Annotated in this window: 12 protein-coding genes; 2 read left to right on the top strand and 10 right to left on the bottom strand. The window is 66.4% G+C overall.

Annotated features, from left to right (window positions below; all coding sequences use genetic code 11):
• Positions 1-16 precede the first annotated feature (16 nt).
• From HG262_RS27500 to HG262_RS27480, 5 genes are read right to left on the bottom strand one after another with little or no spacing between them, the layout of a single operon-like run.
• Positions 17-868: an alpha/beta hydrolase gene (locus HG262_RS27500; protein WP_211187802.1), complete on the bottom strand. Its 852-nt coding sequence runs from the start codon at positions 866-868 to the stop codon at positions 17-19.
• Between the two features lie 33 nt (positions 869-901).
• The gene (locus tag HG262_RS27495; protein ID WP_169274028.1) at positions 902-1,465 is read right to left on the bottom strand and encodes a DUF4286 family protein; all 564 of its coding nucleotides are present in this window, start codon (positions 1,463-1,465) and stop codon (positions 902-904) included.
• Positions 1,466-1,477: 12 nt separating this feature from the next.
• Complete coding sequence (locus HG262_RS27490) at positions 1,478-2,008, bottom strand: carboxymuconolactone decarboxylase family protein (RefSeq protein WP_169274027.1); 531 nt, start codon at positions 2,006-2,008, stop codon at positions 1,478-1,480.
• Between the two features lie 2 nt (positions 2,009-2,010).
• On the bottom strand, positions 2,011-2,964 hold the full coding sequence (locus HG262_RS27485) for a tripartite tricarboxylate transporter substrate-binding protein (RefSeq protein WP_169274026.1): 954 nt from the start codon (positions 2,962-2,964) through the stop codon (positions 2,011-2,013).
• A 54-nt stretch (positions 2,965-3,018) separates the two neighbouring features.
• Positions 3,019-3,885: an amidohydrolase family protein gene (locus tag HG262_RS27480; RefSeq protein ID WP_348984431.1), complete on the bottom strand. Its 867-nt coding sequence runs from the start codon at positions 3,883-3,885 to the stop codon at positions 3,019-3,021.
• 96 nt (positions 3,886-3,981) lie between these two features.
• On the opposite strand from HG262_RS27480, the gene HG262_RS27475 reads away from it, so the two are divergent.
• Together HG262_RS27475 and argG are read left to right on the top strand one after the other, a co-directional pair.
• Positions 3,982-4,890: a LysR family transcriptional regulator gene (locus HG262_RS27475; RefSeq protein ID WP_169274024.1), complete on the top strand. Its 909-nt coding sequence runs from the start codon at positions 3,982-3,984 to the stop codon at positions 4,888-4,890.
• A gap of 101 nt (positions 4,891-4,991) precedes the next feature.
• Positions 4,992-6,332 (top strand): argininosuccinate synthase, encoded by a 1,341-nt coding sequence (argG, locus tag HG262_RS27470; RefSeq protein ID WP_006224929.1) that lies wholly within the window; start codon positions 4,992-4,994, stop codon positions 6,330-6,332.
• A 484-nt stretch (positions 6,333-6,816) separates the two neighbouring features.
• Here the strand turns inward: argG and HG262_RS27465 are convergent, their stop codons facing one another.
• From HG262_RS27465 to HG262_RS27445, 5 genes are all read right to left on the bottom strand, one after another.
• Positions 6,817-8,745: a potassium transporter Kup gene (locus tag HG262_RS27465; RefSeq protein WP_169274023.1), complete on the bottom strand. Its 1,929-nt coding sequence runs from the start codon at positions 8,743-8,745 to the stop codon at positions 6,817-6,819.
• Positions 8,742-9,857, bottom strand: a complete 1,116-nt coding sequence (locus tag HG262_RS27460; protein WP_248293519.1) for a HAMP domain-containing sensor histidine kinase — start codon at positions 9,855-9,857, stop codon at positions 8,742-8,744. Before HG262_RS27460 ends, HG262_RS27465 begins: the two co-directional genes overlap by 4 nt.
• Positions 9,858-9,923: 66 nt before the next feature.
• Positions 9,924-10,595: a response regulator transcription factor gene (locus HG262_RS27455; protein ID WP_006218435.1), complete on the bottom strand. Its 672-nt coding sequence runs from the start codon at positions 10,593-10,595 to the stop codon at positions 9,924-9,926.
• A gap of 65 nt (positions 10,596-10,660) precedes the next feature.
• Positions 10,661-11,158 (bottom strand): biopolymer transporter ExbD, encoded by a 498-nt coding sequence (locus HG262_RS27450; protein WP_169274022.1) that lies wholly within the window; start codon positions 11,156-11,158, stop codon positions 10,661-10,663.
• The coding region (locus HG262_RS27445; protein WP_169274021.1) for a MotA/TolQ/ExbB proton channel family protein at positions 11,158-11,988 on the bottom strand (831 nt) is incomplete at its 5' end. The genes HG262_RS27450 and HG262_RS27445, both read right to left, overlap by 1 nt.

Below are 11,988 nucleotides of genomic sequence, written 5' to 3'. Positions count from 1 at the left end.
TGGGTGCACGCGGCAATCAGCGCAGCGTGCGTTCCCACGCCGCAATGGCGTCGACCACTTCCTGAGGCTTCTCGGGCACCAGCGCGTGCCCTGCCCCGTCGATCACCACGACCGACACCCGGCTGCCGAATTCGTCCTTGATCTCGTTGCGGGTCGCGGGCGGCTTGAACAGGTCCAGCCCCGCCTGCAGGTCCAGCAAGGGCTTGGCCCCGCCCGACCACCAGTCGGACTGCCGCGTGGCCTTGCCCGCCAGCCGCTGGCTTTCGCTGACGTCGGGGTACCAGCCGTTCAACCACACGCGGGCGTCGTTACCCGGCGCGAAGAACGCGTACTGGATGGACGTCAGGCGTGCGGCATCCGGCAACGACAGGTCGGCGCTGCGGTCCACATGCTCGCTCAGGCCTTTGGGATACTGCTTGGCCGCGGCGGCGACGATCACCACGCCTCGCACCAGTTCGGGATGGTCCACGCCCGTCGTGCGCGCCACCCAGTTACCGAAGGCATGGCCCACCATCACCACCGGCTGGCGCGCCACGTTGCGGATCACCGCCGCCTGGTCCTCTGCCAGGTCGTGCAGCGTGATGCCGGACATCGGCCCCGTGCTGCCACCGATGCCGCGCGGCTGCGGCCGCAGCACGCGGTAGCCGGCCTGCACGAAGCGCCCGGCCAGTTCATCGAAATCGTCCCCGCCCCGGCCGCGCGAGGGCAGCAGCACCAGCGCAGGCCCCCGCCCCTGGTCCAGCACTTCAATGCTGGCGCCATTGCCCACCAGCACATTGACGCGCCGAGGCGCATCGGCCAACGCGGGCGAGGCCGCCGCGACCGCGCACGACAGCGCCAGGCCCACCAGCAATTGCTTCATCATCATGTCTCCTCCGTTCGGGTCTGACGCCCGCTGGGTTTACAGAATCTTTTTGAACATCGTCCGGCGCGTATTGCGGAACGACGGCCGCACGCGGCTGCTCCAGTCGGTGGCGCGCACCGCCAGCCACGGCGGACTGCCGAATGTCTCGCGGGTGTGCAGGTCGTAGCAGGCCAGATAGCGCGGCGCTTCGTCGCGACATTCGTAGCGCAGCGCGCGCACCGTGCCCGGCACCGACGCCAGGCCCGGCAGATGCTCCTGGTCGTACCAGGCGTTCAGGTCCGCCTCGGCTTCGGGCAGCACATCGGTTTCAACGATGTAGTGCCACGGGGCGTCCTGCCCCGCCGACGCGCCTGGCAGATCCAGGGTCTGATGCAGCACTCGTGCCCGGGCGCCTGGAAAGCTCTCGGCCAGGCGCGCCTGGATCTCGGGCAACGCGTCCGGCGCGCCCCGCAGATACACGTAGGTGTCCGCTTCCTCGACCGCCGCGAAGGCGCTGACCGCGACCCCCGCCAACCCGTCGGTCAAGCGTCGGGCCATGTCCGCCGCGCGGGCTTCGTCAAAGCGTTCGCCCAGCGACACCAGCAATACCGTTTCCTGCATGGTCTTCTCCTTTCAATGGCCGACGCGCAACGCCACCAGGAAGCGCGACACCATGTTGTACGCGCCCACCGTCGCGGTCAATTCCACCAGTTGCGTGTCGTCGTAACGGGCGCGCAAAGGCGCGAACACGGCGTCCGGCACCTCGATATCGCGCGTCATCGCATCGGTCAGCGCCAACACCTCGGCTTCGCCGGGCGCCAGCCCCGGCACGGCGTCCGGCGCGGGGTTGCCGCGCAACGCGTCGATCACCGCCTGCGGCATGCCGCCCGCCAATGCGTGCGGCACGTGGGCATCGAACTCGTACGGTGCGTTGTTCAACGTTGCCACGCGCAGGATGATCAGCTCGCGCAGGCGCGGCGCCAGCGACGTCTTCTGGCGGATGGCGGTCAGCATGGCTTCCCAGCCCTCGACCACGGCGGGGCTGTTCAGCAGCACCTGATACAGCGGCGAGATCCGGCCGCGCGCGGCGCTGATGCGCGCCTCCAGCGTGGCCAGTTCCTGGCGGGTGCCCGGCTGGACGGGCGTGACTCGGCTTGCGCTCATGCTTACTCCGGACGAATATTCTTGCGCTGGATCAGCGCGGTCCACTTGTCGCGGTCGGAGGCGATCAACGCGGCCAGTTCCTGAGGCGAGCCAGGCGCGGCCTGCGCACCGAACTTCTCCAGCTTGGCGCGCACGGCCTCGTTGCCCAAGGCGGCGCGCACCGCCTGGTTCAGCTTGTCGACGGTGGCCGCTGGCGTGGCCGACGGTGCCACGATGCCGTACCAGTTATTCGATTCCACGCCCGCGATGCCCTGTTCGGCCAGCGTCTTCACGTCCGGCAGCAGCGGGTGGCGGGTGGGCGCGGCAATGCCCAGCGGCTTGAGCTTGCCGCCCTGGATATGGCCGATCAGCCCGGGCACATCGCCGAAGAACCCGGCGACCTGATTGCCCATCACGTCGTTGATGACGGGCGCCGCACCCTTGTACGGCACGTGCAGCACGTTGGCCTTGCTGGCGTCGGCGAACATCTCCATCGTCAGGTGCGGAATGCTGCCGATCCCCGACGACCCGATTGCCACCGATTGCTTGGCTTCCTGCGATTTCTTCACGAAATCGGCGGCATCTGTCGCCGGATTGGACGGGTTCACCACGAACACGGTGGCGTTGTTCACCACCTTGGACACCGGCGCGAAATCGCGCACTGGATCGTATGGCAGGTCCTTGTACAGCGCCGGGCTGATCGCGACCGCGCCGACGCTGGTCAAAAACAGTACCGAGCCGTCGCCCGGCGCCTTGGCCACGTACGCCGCGGCGATGTTGCCGTTGGCGCCCGCCTTGTTCTCGACGATGACCTGCTGCTTGAGCTCTTTGCCTAATTGCTCGGCCAGCACGCGCCCCACCAGGTCCACCGGACCGCCGGGCGGGAACGCGATGATCAGGCGGACGGGACCGTCGGCATGGGCCGCGCCGAACGCGGCCAGACTCAGCACGGTGGCCGAGAGAATCTTGTTGAACATGGTGTCTCCTCGTTGAATGGAATGTTCTTTTGCTTGCCGTGACGGCCGCGCCGTCTACTTGAATCCGTACAGCCGCGCCGGGTTGTCCACCAGCACGCGCTGGCGCAGTCCGGCATCGGGACACGCGTCGAAGAACGTGTCCACCAATTCGCCATCGTCGGGCATGTCGCCCGACACATTCGGATGCGGCCAATCCGTGCCCCACAAGGTCCGGTCGGGCAAGGCCTCGGCCAGCTCACGCACGAACGGAATGCCTTCGGCGAACGGACGCCGGCCCGAGGCGATGCGGTCGATTCCCGACACCTTCACCCAGGCCTGCGGCACCTCTGCCAAGCTCAACAAGGCGCGCATCGCGGGCGACTCCAGCCCGTCGGCCGCCTTCAGCCGGCCCATATGGTCCACGACGAACGGCACTGGCAACGCCCGCAGGCGCGGCAACAGGCTGGGCAGCATTGCGCCGTCCAGATGCAGGCACAGGTGCCAGCCCAGCGGCGCGATCAAGGCCACGACATGGTCGAACACCGCCGGCTCGGGCGCGCCGCCCAGATGGGGCACGAAATTAAAGCGCGCGGCGCGCACGCCGCCGTCATGCAACGACTTCACGCAGGCCGCCGTGGCGTCCGCCCCCAGCAACGCCACGCCCCGATAGCGGCCGCCGCTTCGGGCCAGCGCGTCCAGCAGCGCCCGATGGTCCGACCCGTGGCAATTGGCCTGCACCACCACCGCACGCTCGACGCCCAGATGCGCGTGCAGCGCCGCCATCTTCGCGTAGGACGCGTCGGGCGGGGTATACGAGCGGCCGTCGGCGTACGGGAACACGTCGCCCGGTCCGAAAACATGGCAATGCGTGTCGCAAGCCCCCGGCGGCAGCGCATAGCGAGGACGGGAGGGTGACGCAAGCGGAGGACGGCAATCGGGCACGGCGGTTTCCTGCGGGAAAAAAGACATCGTCCTGGATTGCGGGCTGCCAAACAATGCTATATCTTTGATTTCTGATATACATAAATTGAATATCTAGTGGACCTCAAACAGATCGAGTATTTCGTCAGGGTCGCGGAACGGCGCAGCTTCTCGCGCGCCGCCGAAATGCTGGACGTGGCGCAACCCACGCTCAGCCGGCAGGTCCGCCTGCTGGAACTGGAGCTGGGCCAGCACCTGCTGTACCGCAATGGCCGCGGCGCCGAACCCACCGAGGCCGGCCTACGTTTCCTGGAGCACGCCCGCGCCCTGCTGACCTTGGCCGACCGCGCCAAGGAAGACCTGCAGACCTTGCGTGAAACGCCGACCGGCAAGGTCGTGGTGGGGCTGCCCCCACGCATCGCCCGCGTGCTGACCCCGCCGCTCGTGCAGGCGTTCCGCCGCAGCTTTCCCGACGCCTCGATCGCCGTCGCCGAAGGCCTGAGCGCGCAGGTGCGCGAATGGCTGCTGGCCGGCCGGGTAGATCTGGCGCTGCTGTACGACCCGGCGCCCTCGCCGCAACTGGCGTATGAATCGCTGTTCCGCGAAGACCTGGTGCTGGCCGCCGCCGCCGGGCACGAACCGCCGCTGCCCGCCCGCGTGGCCGTGGCGCAGCTGGGCGACTATCCGCTGGTGCTGCCCAGCCTGCCCAACGCCATCCGCACGCTGGTGGAAAGCGTCTGCCGCGCCCAGGGCGTGCGCCTGAAGGTCGCCGCCGAAGTCGACGCCGTGCAGACCATCGTGGAGCTGGCGGCCCAAGGCGATGCCTACGCCATCCTGCCGCGTTCGGCCGCCCGGGGGCCCGCCGCCGAACACGCGCTGTCACTCTGCGACATCGGTTCACCCAGGATCACCAACAACCTGGTGCTGGCCAGCGCCCGGCACAGGCCGGCCACGCGCCTGGCCACGGCGACCAGCCTGTTGATCCAGAAACTGGAACTGGCCCGCCTGTTCACACCTGCCGCCTAGCGGCGCGCCGCCCCGCCCGGGCAAAAGAGTTAAAATGCAGTCACCTTTCTTGTTTGGCGGCTCGTTGCTGTCAAAGTCCTGTTGGCGTCTCACCTCAAACAATGACCACTATCCTCCCGAACCTTCCCACCGGCCAGAAGGTCGGCATCGCCTTTTCCGGCGGCCTCGACACCAGCGCAGCGCTCCTGTGGATGCGCAATAACGGCGCCATCCCGTACGCCTACACCGCGAACCTGGGCCAGCCCGACGAATCCGATTACGACGAGATCCCGCGCAAGGCCCTGGCCTACGGCGCCGAAAACGCCCGCCTGATCGACTGCCGCGCGCAGTTGGTGGCCGAAGGCATCGCCGCGCTGCAAGCGGGCGCGTTCCACATCTCGACGGCCGGCATCACCTACTTCAACACGACCCCGATCGGCCGCGCAGTCACCGGCACGATGCTGGTGGCCGCCATGAAGGAAGACAACGTCAATATCTGGGGCGACGGCAGCACCTTCAAGGGCAACGACATCGAGCGCTTCTACCGCTATGGTCTTTTGACCAACCCGGACCTGAAGATCTACAAGCCCTGGCTTGACCAGCGCTTCATCGACGAACTCGGCGGCCGTTCGGAAATGTCCGAATACATGCGCCAAGCCGGCTTCGACTACAAGATGTCGGCCGAAAAAGCCTATTCCACCGACTCCAACCTGCTGGGCGCCACCCATGAAGCCAAGGACCTGGAGCAACTGAACTCCGGCATCCGCATCGTCAAGCCCATCATGGGCGTGGCGTTCTGGCGCGACGACGTGGCCGTCAAGGCTGAAGAAGTCACCGTCCGCTTCGAGGAAGGCCAGCCGGTCGCCCTGAACGGCGTGGAATTCAGCGACCCGGTCGAACTGCTGCTGGAAGCCAACCGCATCGGCGGCCGCCACGGCCTGGGCATGAGCGACCAGATCGAAAACCGCATCATCGAAGCCAAGAGCCGCGGCATCTACGAAGCCCCGGGCCTGGCCCTGCTGTTCATCGCCTATGAACGCCTGGTCACCGGCATCCACAACGAAGACACGATCGAGCAGTACCGCGAAAACGGCCGCAAGCTGGGCCGCCTGCTGTACCAAGGCCGCTGGTTCGACCCGCAAGCCATCATGCTGCGCGAAACGGCCCAACGCTGGGTCGCCCGCGCCATCACCGGCGAAGTCACCATCGAACTGCGCCGCGGCAACGACTATTCGCTGCTGAACACCGAATCGGCCAACCTGACGTACGCCCCCGAGCGCCTGTCCATGGAAAAGGTGGAAAACGCCCCCTTCACCCCGGCAGACCGCATCGGCCAGCTGACCATGCGCAACCTCGACATCGTCGACACCCGCGAAAAGCTGTTCACCTACGTCAAGACCGGCCTCCTGGCCTCCAGCGGCACTTCGCTGCCGCAGTTGAAGGACGACGGCAAGAAGAAGTAATTCTTCCGCCCGAAAAAAAGCCCCTCGGCAAACCGAGGGGCTTTTTTCATTGTGCGGGCGTTGGGCACCCGATCAATTGCGCAGAATTTCCCCGCGCTCCACCCATCCTACGTCCCCACATTCGCGAAGCGCCCCCCGACGCAAGACACCGCGTAAGCGCCACAAGGCCGCCCGCGCGGCCGGCCTGGCGCGGGCCCCGCAAGACCCTCCACCACCACCCACTTGTAGCCCAGAACCCCAAGCACCCCACCCGCCCCGGCCGACGTCAGGTTCCAACCACCAAAGCCCGGCCTGGCGGTGGCGCGGCAAGCGTGGGGAGTCGATAAGCCCGAGGGAATCTGAAGGAACTGCCGGAGGCAGTGACGAAGATGACGACGGGGCAGTCCGGAGCGAAGGCTCCGGACCGCAATCGTTGACCCGCGCTTGCCGCGCCGCCGCCGGGCCGGGCGTCTTAAGAACCAACAACGCCCAGCAGAAAAAAAGACTACAACTCCACCTGCATCCCCATCTCCACCACCCGATTCGCCGGAATCTTGAAAAACTTCGTGCTCCGCGTCGAATTCCGGGCCATGAACGAGAACACCGCCCTTCTCCACCGCCACAACGCCGGTTTCCTGGCCGCCACCACCGTCTGCCGCGACAGGAAGTAAGACGTCCGCATCGGCTCCAGATCCAACTCCGGATATGCCTCGGCCACCAGCCGCAACGCGTCCGGCACGTCGGGATCTTCCTTGAAACCGTAGTTGATCGTGGCCGTCCAGCTGGACGCGCTCAGCTTGTTCACCACGAAACGCTCTTCCGGCGAGATATACGGCACATCCGCCACCAGGATCGTCAGGAACAGCACATGGTCGTGCAGCACCTTGTTGTGCTTCAGGTTATGCAGCAGCGCCGGCGGCACATTGCCTGAGTTCATCGTCATGAAAATCGCCGTGCCCGGCACTCGCGACGGCGGATACGCTTCCAGCTGCTCCATGAATTCCTTGAGCGGCTGCCGGTCGCGATGCTGCATGTCCGACAGCAGATGCCGGCCCCGGCGCCACGTCATCATCAACGTAAACACCACGATCGCCACCAGCAGCGGCAACCAGCCGCCCTCGTGGATCTTGAACACGTTGGCCGAAAACAGCAGCACGTCGAACAGCAGCAGCAAGCCCAGCACCGTGAACCACAGCATGCGCTTGACGCCCGTGGTGCCGCGCGGCAGCACCGCGAACGCCAGCACCGACGTCGTCAGCATCGTGCCGGTCACCGCAAACCCGTAGGCCGCGGCCAGATTGTCAGAATTGCGGAACAGCAGCACCAGCACCAACACCGCACAAAGCAGCAGGGCGTTGACCTGTGGCAGGTAGATCTGCCCCTTCTCCACCGCCGACGTATGCAGGATCTGCATGCGCGGCCAGAAGCCCAGTTGCACCGCCTGGCGCGTCACCGAATAGGCCCCGGAGATCACCGCCTGCGACGCCACGATCGTCGCGATCGTCGCCAGCGCCACCAGCGGCGCCAGGCCCCACTCGGGCGCCATCATGAAGAACGGGTTGCGGATCGCACTGGGATCGCGCAACAGCAGCGCGCCCTGGCCGAAATAGCACAGCGTCAGCGCCGGCAGCACCATGCTGAACCAGGCGCTGCGGATCGCCGGCCGGCCGAAGTGGCCCATGTCGGCGTACAGCGCCTCGGCCCCCGTTAACGCCAGCACGACTGCGCCCAGCAGCACGAAACTGATCAACGGAAATTCGACGATGAAGCGCAGCCCCCACATCGGGTTCAACGCCGACAGCACTTCCGGCGTCTGCCAGATCTGCCAGGCGCCCAACGCGGCGAGCGTGCTGAACCACACCAGCATCACCGGGCCGAACAGCTTGCCCATCACGCCTGTCCCGTGCGACTGGATCGCAAACAGCGCCACCAGCACCACCAGCGCGACCGGCACCACCCACCTATCCAGCGTGTGCGACACGATCCCGATCCCTTCCAGCGCGGACAGGACCGAAATGGCCGGTGTGATCATGCTGTCGCCGTAGAACAGTGCGGCGCCGAAAATCCCCAGCACGATCAGCACCCAACGCATCTTGCCTTCGCGGTTGCGCACCGCCAGCTCCAGCAACGCCAGCGTGCCGCCTTCGCCGCGGTTGTCGGCGCGCAGCACCAGCGTCACGTACTTCAGCGACACCACCACCATCAGCATCCAGAACAGGATGGACAGCACACCCAGCAGATGCGCGGGTTCCAGGTCGGTGTGCACGCTCAGGCCCGTCAGGCAGGCGCGCAAGGTGTACAGCGGGCTGGTGCCGATATCGCCATACACCACGCCCAGCGCGCCCATGATGAGCGCCGCGCGCGACGAGGGCGAGTGCCCCCCGCCCGCATGCGCGCCGGGCGATGAAGGAACACCAGCCGTGGATTGACTCATGATGTGGGTTCTTGACGGGTAAGTTGAGCCCCTTTGCGGGGGCCGGGAAACACGACGGACAGCCGAGTGCCGGGGAAATCGGGGCGGCTGGTCAGTTTCCACCAAGCGCCGTGGGCATGCGCGATCTCGCGCACGATCGCCAGGCCCAGCCCCGAGCCGCCCGCCGTAGCGGTGGGCGACCGGTAGAAGGCCTCGAACACGCGGTCGCGCTCGTCGGCGGGAATCCCGGGCCCGTCGTCTTCGACCGTCAGCGATGGCGGATTGGCGCCCACGATCAGCGTGATGCGCCCGGTCTCGTTGCCGTAGCGCAAGGCGTTGTCGATCAGGTTGCCCAGCAGTTCGGCCAGCAGCAAGGGGTCGGCGTCGATCCAGATGGGCGCGTCCGGCGCCACCAGATCCAGTTCGTAACGGGCCTCGCGCACCCGCGGGAACCACTCGGCTCCATGCACCCGCACCCATTCGCACAGGTCGATACGCACAAAACTGTCCTGGGGACGGGCATTGGGGTCGGCGCGTGCCAGCACCAGCAACTGCTGGCCCAGCCGGATCATGCGGTCGCTGACCGCCTTGATGCGCTCGGCGCGGGCCCGCACGTCGTCAGGCAAAGGGCGGGCCAGCATCAGTTCGGATTCCAGCCTCAGGCCGGACAAGGGCGTGCGCAGCTGATGCGCCGCATGGCCGATGAAGCGGCGCTGGGCCGCCAACGACGCGTCCAGGCGCAGCAGCAAGTCATTGGTGTGAGTCACCAGCGGTTCGATCTCCACCGGCACGCCCGCCACTTCCAGCGGCTGCATGTCGTCGATGGACCGCTGGCGGATCTCTTCGGACAGATGGTTCACGGACCGCAGCCCCGAGCGCACGCCCTGCACCACCACCCAGGTGAACAAGGCGATCAGCGCCACCTGCCCCACCACCATCAGCCAGAAGAAATCTTCCAGCATCCAGAGCGACATGTCGATCTTGTGGGTGATGACCCAGGTGGCGGCCAGGTCCAGCAGGACCAGCAGCAGGATCGGCGGCATCAGGCGGATCACCAGATGCCGCGCCAGGGAACGGGAAGGGAGCAAGGGGCGTGCTGCCGGAAGAGCGGAAGGAGTGCGTTCCTGCTTCATGACGCGATACCCTCGCTTGAGCGGATGGAAGCGCGCAGCCGGAGCATGCCGGCCGCGACCGGGCCGTCAGGCCGTTTCCACATCCAGCATGTAGCCGAAGCCACGCACCGTCTGGATGCTGGCGCCCGTGCCTTCCAGGCGCTTGCGCAGACGGTACACATAGACTTCGACAGCGTTTTCGCTGAAATCGGCGTCCCAGGCGGACAGCGAGTTGACGATCTGGCGCTTGGTCACGACGCGGCCCACGCGGGCCATCAGCATCTCCAGCACGGAGAGCTCACGCACGGACAGCGACAGACGCTGGCCGTTGGCGCGGACTTCGCGGCCGACCGTGTCGAACACCAGCGGGCCCACTTCGATCAACGGCTGCGCCTGGCCGGCACGGCGCCGACCAAAGGCGCGCACCCGTGCCGCCAGCTCGGGCAGTTCGAAAGGTTTGGTGACGTAGTCGTCGGCCCCGGCGTCCAGGCCCGCAACGCGGTCTTCGATGCCGTCGCGGGCGGTGAGGATCAGCACTGGAACCTGATTGCCGTCCTGGCGCAGCTGCCGCAGCACATCAAGCCCGCTCATGCCGGGCAGATTGAGGTCGAGCAGCATCAGGTCATACGGCTGGCCCGCCAAAGCGCCCAGGACACGGTCGCCTTCAGTCAGCCAGTCGACCGCATAACCCTGGTCGGCCAGGAATTCCTGAAGCGCGTGGCCCAGGGTGGTGTCGTCTTCGATTACCAGTACTCGCATGCCGCGATTCTAGCGCGATCCGAAAAAAAAGGGGCGCGAAATGCGCCCCTATCCTCAGGATCCGTTCACCGGCCGGACGGTGCCCCGGCCGGAGCCGGGGTGGCGCCGGTGCCGGTGGCAGGCGCCTCAGTGGCGGCCGCTCCGCCGGAAGGCGGCGTCGTGACGAATCCGATGCGTGACATCCCCGAGCGGCGAGCCGAGGCCATGACCTTGGCCAGCGTTTCGTAACGGGTGTTCTGGTCGGCGCGGATGCGGATTTCCGGTTGCGGCTTGGTGCCGGCGATCGACTTGAAGCGGTTCGGCAGGTCGTCGATATTGACCGGCTTTTCGTCCCAGAACAGCGCGCCGCTGGCATCGATCGCCAGGTCCACGGTCTTGGGTTCTTCCTCGATCTGCTCGGCGGCCACCTGGGGCATGTTGATCTTGATCGAGTGCGCCAAAAGCGGCGCCGTGATGATGAAGATCACCAGCAGCACCAGCATGACGTCGATCAAGGGCACCATATTGATCTCGGAAACCGTATGGCTCCCGGACCCTTTGCCGTCGAAGCTGCCAAAGGCCATTATTCGCTCCCGCGTTGAGCCGCAGCGCCGTTACCGTTCTGGCGGCGCAGCGCGCGCACCTTGCCGTCGGACAGCGACACTTGCTGGCCGGTGGTCAGGAACGCGAACAGGTCATGGGCAAACGCATCCAGGCGCGACAGGAACACGCGGTTGTTGCGCACGAAGGTGTTGTAGGCCAGCACTGCGGGAATGGCCACGGCCAGGCCCAGGCCCGTCATGATCAGGGCTTCGCCCACCGGACCGGCGATGCGGTTGATGGTCACGCCATCTGACAGGCCGATGCCCACCAGGGCGTGGTACACGCCCCACACGGTGCCGAACAGGCCGACGAACGGGGCGGTCGAGCCCACCGATGCCAACACCGTCAGGCCGTTTTCCAGTTTGGCGGTTTCTTCGTCGATGACCTTGCGCATGGTGCGCGTGACGAAATCGGAATTGCTGCCCGACTCTTCCAGCTTGGTCGCGCCGAACTTGTTGTGGTGCGCCTGCGCGTGCATGGCGTGGCTGGCCAGGTGAGAGAACGGATCGCGCGCGCCATGCGTGCTGATTTCGTGCTCGACCTGCTCCAGCGAGCTGGCGTTCCAGAACTTGTTCAGGAAGTCGGCCGAACGCTTGCGCATGCTGACGTTGCTGGCGGCCTTGACCAGGATCAGGTACCAGGTCACCAGCGACATCAGGATCAGGATGATGAACAGGCTCTTGCCCACGAAGTCGCTCTGCGCGACAAAGTGCAAAAAGCCCATGTCGGGCACGGCCGGAGCCGGCGGCAGCGACGGCAGCGCGGCGGCGGCGCCATGCAGTGCGTCTGCCGACTGCTGGACGACACCAGA

It is taken from the genome of Achromobacter sp. Bel (genome assembly GCF_012928505.1).
GTDB lineage: Bacteria > Pseudomonadota > Gammaproteobacteria > Burkholderiales > Burkholderiaceae_B > Achromobacter.
The sequence above is the reverse complement of the archived record's forward strand: the minus strand, read 5'-3'. Positions and strand labels throughout refer to the sequence as shown.